Source organism: Streptomyces sp. Ru73, from assembly GCF_002920575.1.
Lineage (GTDB): Bacteria > Actinomycetota > Actinomycetes > Streptomycetales > Streptomycetaceae > Streptomyces.
Genome location: NZ_PQSQ01000034.1, coordinates 12,171 through 29,039 on the forward strand (window position 1 = coordinate 12,171; position 16,869 = coordinate 29,039).

At 74.0% G+C, this 16,869-nt stretch carries 12 protein-coding genes; 4 read left to right on the forward strand and 8 right to left on the reverse strand.

Annotated features, from left to right (window positions below; genetic code table 11):
* Nucleotides 1-153 precede the first annotated feature (153 nt).
* The 3 genes from C3486_RS16945 to C3486_RS16955 all read right to left on the reverse strand — a co-directional run bounded on the left by C3486_RS16945 (nt 154) and on the right by C3486_RS16955 (nt 4,139).
* On the reverse strand, nt 154-1,512 hold the full coding sequence (locus C3486_RS16945) for a phosphomannomutase/phosphoglucomutase (protein ID WP_103833541.1): 1,359 nt from the start codon (nt 1,510-1,512) through the stop codon (nt 154-156).
* Between the two features lie 157 nt (nt 1,513-1,669).
* Nucleotides 1,670-3,286: an L-lactate permease gene (locus tag C3486_RS16950; protein ID WP_103833581.1), complete on the reverse strand. Its 1,617-nt coding sequence runs from the start codon at nt 3,284-3,286 to the stop codon at nt 1,670-1,672.
* Between the two features lie 424 nt (nt 3,287-3,710).
* On the reverse strand, nt 3,711-4,139 hold the full coding sequence (locus tag C3486_RS16955) for a DUF3499 domain-containing protein (protein ID WP_103833542.1): 429 nt from the start codon (nt 4,137-4,139) through the stop codon (nt 3,711-3,713).
* A 282-nt stretch (nt 4,140-4,421) separates the two neighbouring features.
* Between C3486_RS16955 and C3486_RS16960 the strand changes: the two genes are divergently transcribed.
* Nucleotides 4,422-4,904 carry a metallopeptidase family protein gene (locus C3486_RS16960; protein WP_103833543.1) on the forward strand — a complete coding sequence of 161 codons (483 nt, stop codon included), beginning with the start codon at nt 4,422-4,424 and terminating at the stop codon, nt 4,902-4,904.
* A gap of 81 nt (nt 4,905-4,985) precedes the next feature.
* On the opposite strand, the gene C3486_RS16965 is transcribed toward C3486_RS16960, so the two are convergent.
* The 3 genes from C3486_RS16965 to C3486_RS16975 all read right to left on the reverse strand — a co-directional run bounded on the left by C3486_RS16965 (nt 4,986) and on the right by C3486_RS16975 (nt 10,922).
* Nucleotides 4,986-6,515, reverse strand: coding sequence for a DUF5719 family protein (locus C3486_RS16965; RefSeq protein ID WP_103833544.1), 1,530 nt, complete (start codon nt 6,513-6,515; stop codon nt 4,986-4,988).
* Nucleotides 6,512-10,306, reverse strand: a complete 3,795-nt coding sequence (locus C3486_RS16970) for a glycosyltransferase family 2 protein (RefSeq protein WP_103833545.1) — start codon at nt 10,304-10,306, stop codon at nt 6,512-6,514. Before C3486_RS16970 ends, C3486_RS16965 begins: the two co-directional genes overlap by 4 nt.
* 352 nt (nt 10,307-10,658) lie before the next feature.
* Nucleotides 10,659-10,922 (reverse strand): WhiB family transcriptional regulator, encoded by a 264-nt coding sequence (locus C3486_RS16975; RefSeq protein WP_030266018.1) that lies wholly within the window; start codon nt 10,920-10,922, stop codon nt 10,659-10,661.
* Nucleotides 10,923-11,609: 687 nt separating this feature from the next.
* Here C3486_RS16975 and C3486_RS16980 point away from each other — a divergent pair.
* Genes C3486_RS16980 through C3486_RS16990 form a run of 3 tightly spaced genes read left to right on the forward strand, consistent with a single transcriptional unit; the run spans nt 11,610 to nt 14,582 of the window.
* The gene (locus tag C3486_RS16980; RefSeq protein ID WP_103833546.1) at nt 11,610-12,128 is read left to right on the forward strand and encodes a cysteine dioxygenase family protein; all 519 of its coding nucleotides are present in this window, start codon (nt 11,610-11,612) and stop codon (nt 12,126-12,128) included.
* A 34-nt stretch (nt 12,129-12,162) separates the two neighbouring features.
* On the forward strand, nt 12,163-13,119 hold the full coding sequence (cofD, locus tag C3486_RS16985; protein WP_103833547.1) for a 2-phospho-L-lactate transferase: 957 nt from the start codon (nt 12,163-12,165) through the stop codon (nt 13,117-13,119).
* Entirely contained in the window at nt 13,116-14,582 is a 1,467-nt protein-coding gene (locus C3486_RS16990; protein ID WP_103833548.1) for a coenzyme F420-0:L-glutamate ligase, read from the forward strand. Before cofD ends, C3486_RS16990 begins: the two co-directional genes overlap by 4 nt.
* Nucleotides 14,583-14,592: 10 nt before the next feature.
* Here the strand turns inward: C3486_RS16990 and C3486_RS16995 are convergent, their stop codons facing one another.
* Together C3486_RS16995 and C3486_RS17000 are read right to left on the reverse strand one after the other, a co-directional pair.
* Complete coding sequence (locus C3486_RS16995) at nt 14,593-15,507, reverse strand: DNA-3-methyladenine glycosylase (protein ID WP_103833549.1); 915 nt, start codon at nt 15,505-15,507, stop codon at nt 14,593-14,595.
* A 153-nt stretch (nt 15,508-15,660) separates the two neighbouring features.
* A complete protein-coding gene (locus C3486_RS17000; protein ID WP_103833550.1) occupies nt 15,661-16,743 on the reverse strand; it encodes a sugar phosphate nucleotidyltransferase in 1,083 nt (360 codons plus the stop codon).
* Nucleotides 16,744-16,869 lie beyond the last annotated feature (126 nt).

Below are 16,869 nucleotides of genomic sequence, written 5' to 3' on the forward strand. Positions count from 1 at the left end.
GTTTCGCCTCGTCAGCGTACCGCCGGGTGGCGGTGCTGGGCGTCTTTCGGCCGGTGGGCGGGGGTGGGCCGGCCCGCCGCCCAGCGGAACGGCGGGGCCGGCGCGCGTGCTCCTCGCACCCGTCGCCGGCCCGCTTCCGTGCGCGTGCCCGGGTCAGCCGCGGACGATGGCCAGGACCTCGTCCCGTACCCGGTCGACGGTGGCCGCGTCGCGCGCCTCGGCGTTCAGGCGGAGCAGCGGCTCGGTGTTGGAGGGGCGGAGGTTGAACCACCAGTCGGCGGCGGTGACGGTCAGGCCGTCCAGTTCGTCCAGCTCCACGCCCTCGCGGCCCTCGTAGGCCTCCTTGATGGCGGCGAGCCGGCCGGCCTGGTCGTCGACGGTGCTGTTGATCTCGCCGGAGGCCGCGTACCGGTCGTACTGGGCGACCAGGCCCGAGAGCGGGCCGTCCTGGCCGCCGAGCGCCGCGAGGACGTGCAGGGCGGCGAGCATGCCGGTGTCGGCGTTCCAGAAGTCGCGGAAGTAGTAGTGCGCGGAGTGCTCGCCGCCGAAGATCGCGCCGGTCCTGGCCATCTCGGCCTTGATGAAGGAGTGGCCGACCCGGGTGCGGACCGGCTTGCCGCCGCTCTCCTTGACGACCTCGGGCACCGACCAGGAGGTGATGCAGTTGTGGATCACCGTGGCGCCGGGCTCCTTGGCCAGCTCGCGCGAGGCCACCAGGGCGGTGACGGCCGAGGGCGACACCGGGTCGCCGTTCTCGTCGACGACGAAGCAGCGGTCGGCGTCCCCGTCGAAGGCCAGGCCGATGTCGGCGCCGGTCTCCCGGACGCGGGCCTGGAGGTCGACGATGTTCTTCGGGTCCAGCGGGTTGGCCTCGTGGTTCGGGAACGTGCCGTCCAGCTCGAAGTACATCGGGTCCAGCTCGACCGGCAGGCCCTGGAGCACGGTGGGGACGGTGTGGCCGCCCATGCCGTTGCCCGCGTCCACCACGACCTTCAGCGGGCGGATGTGCACCAGGTCCACCAGGGAGCGCAGGTGGGCGGCGTAGTCGCCCAGCACGTCGCGCTGGGTGATGGAGCCGGTCTCGGCGACCGGCTCGGGCGCGCCGCCCTCCATCCACTCCTCCACCAGGGCCCGGATGTCGGCGAGGCCGGTGTCCTGGCCGATGGGCGCGGCGCCGGCCCGGCACATCTTGATGCCGTTGTACTGGGCCGGGTTGTGCGAGGCGGTGAACATCGCGCCGGGCAGGCCCAGCGCGCCGCTCGCGTAGTACAGCTCGTCGGTCGAGCACAGCCCGATCTCGGTGACGTCGGCCCCGCGCGCGGCGGCACCGCGGGCGAACGCGCGGGCCAGGCCCGGCGAGGAGGGGCGCATGTCGTGCCCGATGACGATCGCGTCCGCCTCGGTGACCCGGACGAAGGCCGCCCCGAACAGCTCGGCCAGGGTCTCGTCCCACTGGTCGGGGACCACACCGCGCACGTCGTACGCCTTCACGATCTGCGACAGATCAGCCACAGCCACCCTCCTGAAGTCTCTTCGGGTCACCCAAGCTACCGGGAAGATCTGTGGACCAGCCGTGAACCATCGGTGAACGATGTTCCCGTACGACTGCTTCCGGCCCGAAAACGACCGACAGGGACGGCTTCGCGACCGGTCGCGGCCGGGGCGTGGCTCAGGGCAGCATCCAGCCGAGCGCCGCGGTGCTCTGCCCGAGCACGATCAGGCACATGACCAGCAGGAGTACGAGGCTCCACGGCAGGACCTTGCGGAGCAGGTCCCCCTCGCGTCCGGCCAGGCCGACGGCGGCACAGGCGATGGTGAGGTTCTGCGGGGAGATCATCTTGCCCAGGACACCGCCGGAGCTGTTGGCCGCGGCGAGGAGCTCGGGCCCGAGCCCGGACTGCTGGGCGGCGGTGACCTGGAGGGCGCCGAAGAGGGCGTTGGCGGAGGTGTCGGAGCCGGTGACGGCGACGCCGAACCAGCCCAGTACGGGCGAGAGGAACGCCAGGCCCGCGCCGGCCGCGGCCACGAAGTGGCCGATGGTGGCCGCCTGCCCGGAGAGGTTCATGACGTAGGCCAGGGCGAGCACGGACGTCACGGTCAGGATGGCGAAGCGCAGCTCGTGCACGGTGGCCAGCCACTCCCTGGCGGCGCTGCCGGCGCGTACGCCGAGGACGGCAGCGGTGACCAGGCCGGCGAGGAGGACGAGGGTGCCGCCGGTGGCGACCAGCGGGAGGGCGAGGACGTTGCCGCCGACCGGCTTGCCGTCGGGACCCGCGACGTCCAGCAGCGGCCAGTCGAAGGACTGCGTGGCGGCCGCCGCCCAGTCCTTGAAGGGCGGGATCTGCGCGAGCGAGAAGATCACGATGATCAGGCCGTACGGGGCGTAGGCCCGGACGGTCTCGCGGCGGCTGTCCCGTACGTCCAGGTCCTCGCTGCGGGCACCGGTGAGGACGGCGGCGCGTACGTCGGCGGAGGCGGGGCGGCGGGCAGCGGGCACCGCGACCAGGGCCGCCGCGCCGGCCAGCGCGGCACCGATGTCGGCGAGCTGCGCCGAGACGAAGTTGGCGGCGGCGAACTGGACGGCGGCGAAGGCCACCCCGCAGGTGAGCGCGGGCAGCCAGGTCTCGCGCAGGCCGCGCCGGCCGTCCACGAGGGCGACGAGCAGGAGCGGCACGACGAGGGCGAGCAGCGGCGTCTGACGGCCCACCACGGAGGCGACGGAGTCCAGCGGGAGGCCGGTGACCTGGGCGAGGGTGACGACCGGGGTGCCCATGGCGCCGAACGCGACGGGCGCCGTGTTGGCCACCAGGGCGACGACCGCGGCCTTGACCGGGTCGAAGCCGAGGGCGACCAGCATGACGGCGCTGATGGCGACCGGGGCACCGAAGCCGGCCAGTGCCTCCAGGAGGGCGCCGAAGCAGAAGGCGATGACCAGGGCCTGGATGCGGGGGTCGTCGGAGAGCCGGGAGAAGGAGCGGCGCAGCACGTCGAAGTGGTGCGTACGGACCGTCATCCGGTACACCCACAGGGCGTTGACGACGATCCACATGATGGGGAAGAGCCCGAAGACGGCGCCCTGCACCGCGCTGGAGAGCGCCTGCGTCACGGGCATGCCCGAACCGGCCCAGGCGGTGACGAGGGCGACGGCGAGGCCGATGAGGCCGGCGTGGTGGGCCCGCATCCGCACGGCGCCGAGCAGGACCAGGACGGTGAGCAGGGGCAGCGCCGCGACGAGCGCGGACAGGGCGAGCGAATCGGCGATCGGCTGAAGCTGCTGGACGAACACTCCGGACATGCGGCGGCCTCCCCGGCGGCGTGGCGGCTCCCTTCCTTCCGCCATGCGGAAGGCGATCTCGCAGGAGTGGAGGAATGGTCGTGTCCGCGCCAAGCCGGAGTCAATGGGTCGTCACGAGATGGCAGGAGATCGGAAGTGAGTGGGCATCAGGCGCGGACGCACCGGTGAATCGGCCGGAAACCGACTCCTGCCCGCCTACGGGAAGCGGCGCCCGCACATCTACGGGCACGCGGTACCGGGCCGTACGGGGGCGCGCGGAGCCGTGCCTACGAAGAGGCGGGGACCGGCGTCCACGAAGGCGCGGGGGACGACTGCCCACGAAGGCTCGGGGAGCACGGCGCACGAGAGGGCGGTGACGGCTGCCCACGAAGGCCCGTACGACCGGGCGTTACCGAGGCGCGGCGGGCCGCGGCTCTCAGGAGTCGGGCGAGCGCAGCACACGGAGGTGACCGCGCCGGGCCACCTCCATGGGGTCCGCCTCACGGGAGGCGGCCGCCTCGGGACCGCCGGCCGCACGTTCCTGCGGACGCGCCGCCTCGCGCACCGCGTTGGCGAGCGCTTCGAGGTCGTCACCGCTCGGCTGGACGGCGCCGGGGTCGGCGGCCAGCCGGACGACCTCCCACCCGCGCGGCGCGGTCAGGCGCTCGGAGTGCTCGGCACACAGGTCGTAACAGTGGGGTTCCGCGTAGGTGGCGAGCGGGCCGAGCACAGCGGTCGAATCCGCATAGACGTACGTCAGCGTTGCGACGGCGGGACGGCCGCACGCAGTGCGCGAACAGCGACGTACAGGGCTCACGACGTTGGACGGTACCGCACTCTTGAGCGGGCCGCGACGACTCTCCACGACCTCACCCGGCCGTGTCGTCCCGGTTCGCCCGACCTGTCTGACCTGCGCACGCTCGGCCTGACCTGCGCCGAGATCCCGTTGCCGCCCGAGTGGAGGCGATGATTCCCGTACCCACTCCAGTCATTTCGTGTCATATCGCGGGCGCTCCATGACCGTTCGGTGATCACATGGCCTCGGATGAACGAACGGAACAGAACCCGTACCGATCAGTGAGCGACATGAGGCGTACGGTGCGAGAGTTCGGCCGTCCCCGGCCCGCTGCGGCTACGCTCGTGACTGATGGACAGCCCCGTACCTCCCCCGGCCGGTGCCGGGGAGAACTCCAGCCCGACGGAGCCGCGCCCGCGCCGCCGCGACCGCCACGGCCGCGGGATGCGCGGCCCGATCGCGCCGCCCCAGGTGCCGCTCTCGGTGAGCCGCGCCGATGCCTTCGTGGACCTCGTGCACGACTCGGTGGAGCGCCTGGAGCGGCGCTGGCCGCAGCTGTCCGAGGTGGAGTTCTCGGTGCGCGAGGTGCCGCGGCTGGGCCCGGGCGGGGACGAGGGGTTCACAGCGGACGAGGACATCGTGCCGCTGGGCAGGCTGCTGCCCTCCGAGGCCGGCCGCCGGGACCGGATCGTGGTCTACCGCCGGCCCGTGGAGATACGGACCAAGAACCGCGAGGAGCGCGCGCTCCTCGTGCACGAGGTCGTCGTGGAACAGGTGGCGGAACTGCTGGGCCTGGCCCCGGAGTCGGTCGACCCCCGGTACGGGCAGGACTGAGCCGCCTCCGGGTACGGACAGGGCCGAAAGGACGGGCCCCTCGGGAAGCGCTTCCCGAGGGGCCCGTCGCGGTGCGTGCCGTCAGTCGTTCAGCACGGACATGTTCCAGCCCGCCGTCGGCACCTCGACCAGTCCGCGGTCGTCCGGCAGTGTCTGGACCGTGAAGCCCTGTACGCCGCCGTGCGGCAGTGCGAGCGTGCGGGCCGCGTAGACGGGCCCGGTGCCCTTCTCCGGCTCCACGGTGAGCGCGTAGGAGCCCTTGAGGCCGTTCGGGCGGGGCGGCTGGACCGCGAGCGTGCTGCCGCCCTTGACCGTGTACGTCCTGGAGACCGGGCTGCCGCCCCCGCTGCCCGCCGACGCGGTGACCTTCACCCGCGCGTCCTTGCCCTTCTGCGGGGCGACGAGCGAGAGCGTGCTGCCCTTGGCGCGGTTGTCGGCGACGGTGGCCCGGGTGCCGACCGGCCGGGTCGCCGGGATGAACGCCATCTCCTGGTCGGCGCCCTTGCCGCGGACGACCCGCAGCGCGGCGGTGACCGGCGCCTTGGAGCCGTCGGTCGGCGTGAGGACCAGCGAGCCCGCCTCCCCCTTGGTGAGGTCCTTGAGGTCGACCGCGGTGGTCGCGCCGCTCTTCAGGTGCAGCGTCTCCAGCCCGGCCGGCACGATCGCGCCGGTGGGCGTGGCCAGCTGCACCTTCAGGTCGGCGTCGGCGGAACCGGGGGCGAGGGCCACCAGCCGTACGGAGGTGGCGTCGGCCGGGATGCCGGGGAGCACCAGTCCGGAGCCGGCGGAGGCGGGGTCGGCGGTGGCCGGCAGCCAGTCGCCGCCCAGCTTGTCGTCGCCCGCCTGCACGGCCGCGCCGACCCGGCCCTCCCGCGCGCTGACGTGCAGCGTGACGTTGGCGGCGCGGGTGTCGGAGAGCGTGGAGAGCAGCACGGGGACGCTGGCGTGCGGCGGCACCTGGATGTCCTCGCCGGACGTCCCCTTCAGGCCGCCGTCCTTGCCGTACAGCTTCAGGTCGACGACGGCCGCGGTGTCGTCCGGGTTGGTCAGGTGGACGTAGTCCTGGCGGTCCGGCGAGGTGCTGGCGCCGGGGAACCAGAAGTCGGTGTCGGGCGCGGTGCAGGCGGTGCCGAGGACGCCGCGGCCGGTGCCCGCGCTGACCTCGGTGGTCTGCTGGACGCTCCAGCCCGGCGCGAGGCCGCCGTCGGCGGTGCCGATGAGGGCCGGCGCGTCGGACCTGTCGGTGCTCTGCGTGACCGGCGTGCCAGGGGCCTTCAGGGGCGCGACGGGCTTGTCGTCGCCCTTCTTCGGGCTCTTGGCGTCCTTGCCCTTCTTGCCGGTGTCGTCCGGCCGGCCGTCCGCCGCGGGCCGCAGGCTCGCGCTGCCCTTGCCCGCCTTCTCCCCCTGAGGCGTGAAGGCGGTGTACGTGGTCTCGCCGACCTCGGAGGAGGTCGGGGCCGGGCACGTCAGCGCCGAGCGCTGCACGGGCAGCGTGGCGGCCTTCGCGGTGGTGCTGCCGGCGTCCTCGCCGGGGGCCGCGACGGCGGCGGCACCGGTGACGGCGGCGAGCGCGGCGACCGCGCCGATCAGGGACATCGTGGTGCGCTTCACTGCTGGTCGCTCCCGTCGCGGCGGGGCTCGCGGTACGAGCCGTCGTGCGTGGTGCCGTCGGCGGCCCCTTCGTGCGGCATGCCGTCGTAGGCCGTGCCGTCCCCGTAGGGCTGCTGCTGTCCGTAGCCGTACGGGTCGTACGCGCCTCCGTAGTGCTGCGCGTACGGGTCGGCCTGGTAGGCGGGCGGGTACTGCTGCCCGTACTGCGCGGCCCCGTACGGGTCGGGCTGCGAGGCGCCCTGCCAGTCCTGGTACGGCTGCTGCTGCGGCATCCCGGGCACCGCCTGTTGCGGGACGCCCTGGCCCGCCGCGTAGGGGTCGGCGGCGTACGGATCGGCGGCGTACTGGGGGTCGTGCCCGGCCGGCGCGTAGGGATCGGCCTGGGCGGCGTACGGGTCGGCCTGCTGTGCGGCCGCCGCGTACGGGTCGGCCACCGGGTCGGCACCGTCCCGTGCGCCGGGCACAGCCGCCTCGGGCGCCGCCGCGGCCTGTGCCTCCTGTGCGGCGCGCAGCCTGCGGGCGCGGCGCCCCTCGCCCTCCACGGGCTGTGCGGGCACCGCCGCCAGGCCCTCCTCGGGCAGGTCGTCGTCCACGTCCCGGCGGCGGCCCGGCAGGGCCATCACCACCAGGACCACGGCGAGCAGTCCCTGTGCCGTCATCCAGAGGGTGTGCGTCAGCGGGCTCTCATGGGTGAGGTCCAGGCGGCCCCCCGAGGCGGGCAGCTCGAAGCCCTGTGCCCAGCCGTCGACGGTGACCGGCTTCAGCGGCTTGCCGTCGAGGGTGGCCTGCCAGCCCTCGTCGGCGGCGTCGGCGATGCGCAGCACCCGCCCGCCGGGGCCGGCCGGCACCTTCGTGTGCGCGTCGACCGGGTCGGCCGCGACCGCGACCGGTTCGGCGGCCGTACCGCCCCCGGAGCCGCTGACGATGGCGACGCGGGAGACCCGGCGGTCCACCCGCCACAGGGCGCTGCCGTCCTCCTGGCTCATCCGGGTCAGGCCCGGCGTGGCGTCCAGGATCCGGCCCATCTCGCGCGGGGCGCCGTCCTTGACCAGGACGTACCGCACGGCGTAGCCGCCGAGCCGGTCGGTCTGGTCGGCGCCGGAGCCGGCGACGAGGTGCGCGACCACGTCGTTCAGCCGGCTGTCCTCGCCGGCCTCGGCGGCGATGTCGGCGTCGCCCAGGCGCGCGCCGGAGCCGCGGACCAGGGAGTACGCGACGTGCCCCGCATCGCCGTCCAGCACGAGGGTGCGGGGGCGATCGGCGCTGCCGGACTCCTCGGCGACGAACGCCGGGACCTGCTCGGGGTTGCGGCGCTCCACCGGCCCGGCGGCGCCGCCGATCATCCAGCCGACCGCCGCCCACAGCGGGGCCAGCGCGGCGGCCAGCGCGATGAGCACGGCCACCGGCTGCTTCCAGCCGAAGCCGAGCGCCATCATGCGGGTGCGGATGCCCTCGGCGCCGATCGCGGCGGCGCACAGCAGCGCCAGGCCGTAGACCAGCGCGGGCGGGCCGGCCCAGCCGGAGCCGTTGGCCAGGCCCGCGAAGAGCAGGCCGACGAGGCTGGCGACCCACGCGGTGCGGACGGCGCGCTGCCGCTCGTCGCGCAGCAGCGCGCCGAGGGCCGCCAGCACGACGCCGAGCAGCAGCACGCTGCCGTACGCCTTGGGGCCGCCGGGGCTGAAGCCGAGGAGGTCCAGCCAGGACGCCTGGCCGGGCTTCGAGGCGAGCCCGGCCTCCAGGAAGAAGCGGGACGGCTCGGTCAGCAGCGACAGCGACCAGGGCGCGAGCACGACCATCGGGGAGACGACGACGGCGAGGAAGCGCAGCAGGTACGCCACGATCTTGTCGCGGTTGCCGTCGAGGAAGCGCAGGACCAGCAGGCCGAGGCCGAGGAGGACCGCGATCGGCCAGACCACCGGGGTGAAGGCCGTGGTGAAGGTCAGCAGGAGCGCGTACGCCCAGGCGGCGCGGAAGCTGGGCCGCACGCCCGGCGCGAGCCGCAGTCCGCTCGCGGCGATCGCGGCGCGTGCCATCAGCGGCAGCAGGATCGCGAGGACGGCGGTGCCGATGCGGCCGCCGGCCAGCGCGCCGGTGGCGGCGGGCAGGAAGGCGTACGCGACGCTCGCCCAGGCGCGCAGCAGGCGCGAGGTGACCAGCGGCCGGGAGGCGAAGTACGCGGTCAGGCCGGCCAGCGGGACGGAGGCGACGAGCAGCAGGGTGACGGCGAAGCCGGTGCTGCCGAAGCAGACGGTCGCCACGAGGGCGACGACCGCGAGGTAGGGCGGCGCCGAGGCGGTGGAGCCGATGCCGACGTCGTGCCAGCCGTGGAAGTAGCGCGCCCAGAGGTCGGAGACCTCGCCGGGCGCGGGCAGCAGGGCGCCGCCGGTCAGCGCGCCGCCGCCGAGCAGGCCGCGGCAGGCGATCAGGGAGACCAGGAGCAGGACGGCGAAGAGGACGGGCGCGGGCCTGCGGGCCATCCGCTTCAGCCGCGCGAACTGCTCGACCTCCAGGAAGTCCGCGTCGTCGTCGCCGGGCCCGGACTCCACGGCGCCGTGCCGGCCGCCGGCGGAGGCGTCGGGCGCGGCGCGGCCCGCGAAGTTGCTGGCGACCTGCTCGACGGTGGCCCGTACGGTCGCGCCGGGCGGCGGGAAGAGGGGGCGCAGCTCGCTCGCCTCGACCGCCGGTTTGCCGCGTCTGCGCCGGGCGGCCATGATCCGGCCGGGCCGCAGCAGGACGCCGAAGAGCCCGGCGAGTTCGTCCAGCGCCTGGCCCGGCACCTTGCCGACCAGATAGGCGAGGACCCGCAGGAAGGTGCCGAGGACGAGGCGGAGCAGGACGTACGGGAGCACCGCGCCGCGGGCGTTGACCAGCAGTGTGTAGACGGCACCGGCCTTGTCGACGCGGTGCGGGCCCGCCACCGAGCGGCCGACGCAGTCGATGGGGCGGCGCTCGCGGGACGCGGCCTCGGCGTGCCGCAGGACCGCGTCCGGCGCGATGAGCACCTGGTGTCCGGCGGCCTGGGCGCGCCAGCACAGGTCCACGTCGTCGCGCATCAGGGGCAGCCGGCGGTCGAAGCCGCCGAGCTGTTCGTAGACGTCGCGGCGGATGAGCATGCCGGCGGTGGAGACGGAGAGGACCGCGCGCACCTGGTCGTGCTGGCCCTGGTCCTGCTCGCGGCGGTCCAGGCCGGTCCAGCGGCGGCCGGAGCGCGCGATGCTGACGCCGGCTTCGAGGAGCTGCCTGCGGTCGTACCAGCTGCGCAGCTTCGGGCCGATGACGGCGGTGGAGGGGCTGGCGTCGGCGACGCGCAGCAGTTCGGCGAGCGCGTCGGGCGCGGGCGCGCAGTCGTCGTGCAGCAGCCAGAGCCACTGCACGGGCTCGCCGTGCGGCAGCTCGGGCATGTCGTACGCCTCGTCGTGCCAGGTCCGGGTCACCGGGTCCCAACCGCTGGGGCGCTTGAGGTAGGGCAGGTCGTCGGGGGTGAGCACCGGCGCGGCGCGGACGGCCTCGTCGACGGCGGTGCCGAAGCCGGAGCGGCGGGCCAGGTGCAGCACCCGCTCGTCGCCGAGGGCTTCGGTCAGCAGCCGGGCGGAGTCGTCGGCGCTCCCGGTGTCGGCGCCGATGACGTTCTGCACCGGGCGCTCCTGGCCGAGCAGGCCGGAGAGCGCGTCGGGCAGCCAGCGCGCGCCGTCGTGCGAGACGATCACGGCGGTGACGACATGCCGCGGGAACTGTGGCGCGGCGGCTTCGTATGAGGCGGCCTGCGCCGCCGACTGGCTGTGCACGGACATCGAGGTACGGGCCCTCCGGACCCGGGGCTGCCGTCTCCCGCGGCGGGCGGGCCGCTGCGGGTGTGGCCCCCGGAAGACACTGCGATGGACTGCGATGGACGCGCGCTCACCATGCGGGTGTTGGTGCGTCTCGGACGGAGCCCCACACTAATGGTTCACGCGGGCCCGTCGGCCGGGTCCGTGCGGCGGCCCCTCCGGGCTGCGCAGACAGCACTCCGCCCCCGGCTGTCTGCCGGGGGCGGAGCGGGTGCTCTTGGTGTTCCTCGGTGACCGGACCGGCCCGTCGGCCGGTGCCCGTGCGCTGTGCCGACCGGTGCCGGGCGGCTGCTGCCCGGGGTACCGTGGCCGGGCTTCAGACCGCGGCCTTCTTCAGCCGGCGCCGCTCGCGCTCGGACAGACCGCCCCAAATACCGAAGCGTTCGTCATTGGCAAGAGCGTATTCAAGACATTCGGAACGGACCTCACAGGCGAGGCAGACCTTCTTGGCCTCGCGGGTGGAGCCGCCCTTTTCCGGGAAGAAGGACTCGGGATCGGTCTGGGCGCACAGCGCGCGCTCCTGCCAGCCGAGCTCCTCGTCCGCCTCCTCGACCAGCAATTCTTCGAACAGCTCGGTCATGTGCGCCCCTCGTCTGTCATTGCGTCCCCGTGATGTTGCCGTTACCGATGACGGCTGAACGACACGAGTGAAATTACAAGTGTGCCGATCCGGGCCAGTCAAGCCGAGATCTGCTATTGGGCCCCTTATTCACTCTGCGGAACCAAGGGTACGCGGTAAGTGTTCAAATCCGCTAAAACCAGGACAAACATTCGCCCCAGACATCCCGCAACCCCCTTCTGTCTCTGAAGGACTCAACGGACGGCGATCACGTTGCACTCCATCAACAGAAGCGGGCTTGATCACATTCAGATCACGGAACCACAACGGCGTTTGATGGCGTGACTGGTGGGCCACCTCTCCTGACGTTCGGGTGCACAAACCTTTCGCCCGGCACAGTAACCGGATGAGGTGAAACAATTACCCCAAACCCGGCATCCGGTTGACACGGGCGGCAAGTACCCGCTCTCCTTGAGTCCATGCCAGTGAAGCCCGCGCCCCGCCTGACCCGTTCCTACGGGTCCCGCTGCGCTGCCCAGGCTCGCTGTCGCTGTTCCAGCTGTTGAAGCCACTGAGCTCCGGCTTTTCCCTCCCGCATCACCCCTGAGCGCTACCGCGCCGCCGTACCCGGCACCCCTGTGGCCCGGCCCGGCGCGTACCGCCGCACCGCCCTCTCCGTGCTCTTCTCCTCCGAGGAACCAGAAGTTCATGAACAGCGACAGCGACCTCCAGATCGCAGGCGACATCTTCGAGGTCACCCACCTCCTCCAGCCCCCGCGCGAGCACCCCGCCACCGTGGCCGAATTCGTCGGTCTCGCCCGCGCCGTCGCCGCCGACCGCGACCAGTGGGCGCCCCTCGTCGAGTACGACGCCACCACCCGCTGGTACCACCGCCTGCGCACCGGACCCGGCTACGAGGTCTGGCTCCTGAGCTGGCTGCCGGGCCAGGGCAGCGGCCGCCACGACCACGGCCGGTCCTCCGGCGTACTGACCGTCCTGGACGGCGAGTTGACCGAGCACAGCACGAGCGGCAGCCGCCTGCTGACGTCCGGCACCCAGCGGGTCTTCGCGCCCGGTTACGTCCACGAGGTCACCAACGACGCGCTCACCCCGGCCGTCAGCCTGCACGTCTACTTCCCGGGCCTGACCGACATGCCGATGCACCCCAGGGCCAGGGCCCGGCACGAGGGCGCACCCGCCGCACAGCGCGCGGCCACGCACCCCTGATGGACACGGCCCCCGGCTGCGAGAGACTGGCCCCATGCGCATTGTGGTTCTCGCCGGCGGCATCGGCGGCGCCCGCTTTCTGCGGGGACTGAAGGCAGCGGCTCCGGACGCGGACATCACGGTCATCGGCAACACCGGTGACGACATCCATCTGTTCGGGCTGAAGGTCTGCCCGGACCTGGACACCGTGATGTACACGCTCGGCGGCGGCATCAACGAGGAACAGGGCTGGGGGCGTTCGGACGAGACCTTCCGCGTGAAGGAGGAGCTGGCCGCCTACGGCGTCGGGCCCGAGTGGTTCGGGCTCGGCGACCGGGACTTCGCCACCCACATCGTCCGTACGCAGATGATGAGCGCGGGCTATCCGCTCAGCGCCGTCACCGAGGCGCTGTGCGACCGCTGGCAGCCCGGCGTCCGGCTGGTCCCGATGACCGACGACCGGGTCGAGACCCACGTCGCCGTGGAGGTGGACGGCGAGAAAAAGGCCGTGCACTTCCAGGAGTACTGGGTCCGGCTGCGCGCCTCCGTGCCCGCCGAGGCCGTCGTCCCGGTCGGCGCCGAGCAGGCCAAGCCCGCGCCCGGCGTGCTGGAGGCGATCGCCGACGCCGACGTGATCCTCTTCCCGCCGTCCAACCCCGTGGTCAGCATCGGCACCATCCTCGCCGTGCCCGGCATCCGGGAGGCGATCGCCGAGGCGGGCGCGCCGGTCGTCGGCCTCTCCCCCATCGTCGGCGACGCGCCGGTGCGCGGCATGGCCGACAAGGTGCTGGCCGCGGTCGGCGTGGAGTCCACGGCCTCGGCCGTGGCCGCCCACTACGGCATGGGGCTGCTGGACGGCTGGCTGGTGGACACCGTCGACGCGGACAAGGCCGACGAGGTGGAGGCGGCCGGCATCCGCTGCCGCGCGGTGCCGCTGATGATGACCGACGTCGAGGCGACCGCCGCGATGGCCCGCGAGGCGCTGGCGCTGGCCGAAGAGGTACGGGCGTGACCGCCGGAGCGCAGGACTCCCCCGCTGCCCCGCGCGCCCCGTACGGCGAGGACGCCGAGGTGCCCTCGTACCGGGTCTGGGCGCTGCCCGGCATCCCCGAGGTGCGCCCCGGCGACGACCTCGCCAAGCTGATCGCCGCCGCGGCCACCGCGCCCGGCATGCCGGGGCTGGCCGACGGCGACGTGCTGCTGGTCACCTCGAAGATCGTCAGCAAGGCCGAGGACCGGATCGTGGCGGCCGACGACCGTGAGGCCGCGATAGACCAGGAGACCGTACGGGTCGTGGCGCGCCGCGGTGCGCTGCGCATCGTCGAGAACCGCAACGGGCTGGTCATGGCCGCCGCCGGGGTCGACGCCTCGAACACCCCGCGGGGCACGATCCTGCTGCTGCCCGAGGACCCGGACGCCTCGGCCCGCGCCGTCCGGGCCGGGCTGCGCGCCGCGCTCGGCGTGGACGTCGGCGTGGTCGTCACCGACACCTTCGGGCGGCCCTGGCGCAACGGCCTGACCGACGTCGCCATCGGCGCGGCCGGCGTACGGGTCCTGGAGGACCTGCGCGGCGGCACCGACGGCCACGGGAACCCGCTGAGCGCCACGGTCGTGGCCACCGCCGACGAGCTGGCGAGCGCGGGCGACCTGGTCAAGGGCAAGGCGGGCGGGCTGCCGGTCGCGGTGGTGCGCGGCCTGCCGCACGTGCTGACGGGCCCTCAGGAGGGCACGGGCGGCACGGAACGCCCCGGCGGGGCGGAGAGCGCGGACGGTGCGGAGAGCGCCGGCGGCGAGGCGGACACCGGTGCCCGGGCGCTGGTCCGCTCCGCCGCCGACGACATGTTCCGGCTCGGCACCTCGGAGGCCGTGCGGGAGGCGCTGTCGCTGCGCCGCACGGTCCGGGAGTTCACCGACGACCCGGTGGACAGCGGGGCCGTACGGCGCGCCGTCGCGGCGGCCGTGACCGCGCCCGCGCCGCACCACACCACTCCGTGGCGCTTCGTGCTGCTGGAGACCCCGGAGGCCAGGACCCGGCTGCTGGACGCGATGCGGGACGCCTGGCTCGCGGACCTGCGCGGCGACGGCAAGTCGGAGGAGTCCGTCGCGAAGCGCGTGCGCCGCGGCGACGTGCTGCGCAACGCGCCGTACCTGGCGGTGCCGTGCCTGGTCATGGACGGCTCGCACACGTACGAAGGGCCGGACGCCGCGGCCGACGCGCGGCGCAACGCCGCCGAGCGGGAGATGTTCGTGGTCGCTGCGGGCGCCGGGGTGCAGAACTTCCTCGTCGCGCTGGCCGGTGAGCGGCTGGGGTCGGCGTGGGTGTCCTCGACGATGTTCTGCCGGGACGTCGTACGGGAGGTGCTCGGGCTGCCGTCGGACTGGGACCCGATGGGCGCCGTGGCCATCGGACGGCCCGCCGGGGAGCCGAAGCCGCGGGCGCCGCGGGACCCGGAGGAGTTCCTGGCCGTCCGCTGACGCGGAGCGGTCAGAGGCGGGCGATGTCGCGTACCGAGTAGCGGGGGGCGCGCCGGGGCGGGACCCGGCCGGAGAGGAGCAGGAGGCGGGTCGCGCGGTGGCGCTGGCCCTCGTACGGCGCGAGCAGCTCCACCATCTCCTCGTCGGTCCCGCCCGTCCGGCCGGTGAGCGCGTAGACGGCGATGCGCGGCAGGTGCAGGTCGCCGAGGGTCAGCGCGTCGGGCGCGCCGTTGGAGCGCTGCAGGACCTCCGCCGCGGTCCACGGGCCGATGCCCTGGACGAGCTGGAGGCGGTGCAGCGCGTCCGGCAGGTCCATGTGCGCGGCCTCTTCGAGGCGGCGGGCGACCCGGGCGGCGCGTACGACGGTGTCGGAGCGCTTGGCGTCGACGCCCGCTCGGTGCCACTCCCAGGACGGGATCATGGCCCAGCCGCGCGGGTCCGGCATCACCCGCAGCCGCTCGTGCGGCCCCGGCGCCGGCTCCCCGAACCGCTGCAGGAGCAGCCGCCAGGCCCGGTACGCCTCGTCGCTGGTGACCTTCTGCTCCAGGATCGAGGGCACCAGCGATTCGAGGACGAGGCCGGTGCGGGCGAGCCGCAGGCCGGGGTTGCGCCGGTGCGCCTCGTGCACGATCCGGTGCCGGGCCGTGAAGGCCGCGGGATCGTCCGACCCGCCCAGCAGCGAAGGGAGTTGGTCCAGCATCCAGTCCGCGCCGGGGCCCCACGCCTCGGCCTCGACGCACCCCTCGGCGGGGCGCGCGGCGATCCGGACGGTCGCGGGTCCGTCGGGCGTGCGGGAGGCCCGCCAGACGGTGCCGGCCTCCACCCGGTACGCGGGGTCGCCCGGGCCGCGCCCCAGCACACCGAGGGTGCGCAGGAGGTCGTACGGGCCGGGCGGGGCCCAGGTGCGGGTGCGGGTGCGGGACACCCGTTCAGCGTACGGGAGCAGGGCGGCGCTCCGGCCGCCCTGCGGCCCCCGTCACGGCGTGGCGGTCGTCACCGGGTGGCGGACGTCACGGCCCGGCCGGGAGCCACCGGCCGGAGGAGAAGCAGACCGGGCAGCCGGCACTGAACGCGACCGTCACTGGTCCGAGGAGAAGCGGACCGCCGCGGCGGGCAGGTCGGCGCCGCACCACACGCGGATGCCCTCGCGCAGCTCGTTGTCCGGGCCGACGGTCGCGCCGTCGCCGATGACCGCGTCGCGCAGCACCGTACGGGCGCCGATGCGGGCCCCGGCACCGATGAGCGAGTCGTGGATCTGGGCGCCGGGCTCGACCACCGCGTCCGCCAGCACCGTGCTGCCCGCGATGCGCGCGCCCGCGCCGATCCGGGCGCCGCTGCCGACGACCGTGCCGCCGCTGAGCTTGGCGTCCGGCGCGACGTCGGCGCCCTCCAGCACGAGGTACTCGCCGCGCCGGCCCGGTACGGCCGGGGAGGGCGCGTGCCCGAGGACCAGGTCGGCGGAGCCGCGCACGAAGGCCTGCGGGGTGCCGAGGTCGAGCCAGTAGGTGGAGTCGACCATGCCCTGCAGGTGCGCGCCGGACTCCAGCAGGCCGGGGAAGGTCTCGCGCTCGACGGAGACCGGGCGGCCCTGCGGGATGGAGTCGATCACGGAGCGGTTGAAGACGTAGGCGCCCGCGTTGATCTGGTCGGTGACGATCTCCTCGGGCGTCTGCGGCTTCTCCAGGAAGGCGGTGACCCGGCCGGTGTCATCGGTGGGGACGAGCCCGTAGGCGCGCGGGTCCTCGACCCGGGTGAGGTGCAGCGAGACGTCGGCCGAGGTCTCCTGGTGGGTGCGGACCAGGGCCTCGATGTCGAGCCCGGTGAGGATGTCCCCGTTGAAGATCAGTACCGGGTCGTCGGGGCCCGAGTGCAGCCGGTGGGCGACGTTGCGGATGGCGCCGCCGGTGCCGAGCGGTTCCACTTCGGTGACGTACTCGAGATGAAGCCCCCATTCCGCCCCATCACCGAAATACGGCTCGAAAACCTCGGCGAGGTAGGAAGTGGCCAGCACGATGTGCTCCACGCCCGCCGCGCGGGCCCGGGCCAGCTGGTGCGTCAGGAACGGCACGCCCGCGGCCGGGACCATGGGCTTGGGCGTGTGCACCGTGAGCGGACGCAGCCGGGTGCCCTTGCCGCCGACCAGAAGGATCGCTTCAGTCACCTTTGTCTTCTCTGCTTCCTGCTGGGGTCGGCCGGACGGCGGACCAGTGTAGGCAGACGGTTTGCCCGCTTTGCCAGCGGGCTTACCCGCCGGTAGGCGGGCTGTCCGGCGCCGCCCGGCCTGGGA

What these genes read in the sequence shown, in the direction of transcription:
- C3486_RS16960 (WP_103833543.1), top strand. Translation starts at nt 4,422, where the DNA reads ATGGACAGCCCCGTACCTCCCCCGGCCGGTGCCGGGGAGAACTCCAGC.
- C3486_RS16970 (WP_103833545.1), bottom strand. Translation starts at nt 10,306, where the DNA reads ATGTCCGTGCACAGCCAGTCGGCGGCGCAGGCCGCCTCATACGAAGCC.
- C3486_RS16975 (WP_030266018.1), bottom strand. Translation starts at nt 10,922, where the DNA reads ATGACCGAGCTGTTCGAAGAATTGCTGGTCGAGGAGGCGGACGAGGAG.
- C3486_RS16980 (WP_103833546.1), top strand. Translation starts at nt 11,610, where the DNA reads ATGAACAGCGACAGCGACCTCCAGATCGCAGGCGACATCTTCGAGGTC.
- cofD (WP_103833547.1), top strand. Translation starts at nt 12,163, where the DNA reads ATGCGCATTGTGGTTCTCGCCGGCGGCATCGGCGGCGCCCGCTTTCTG.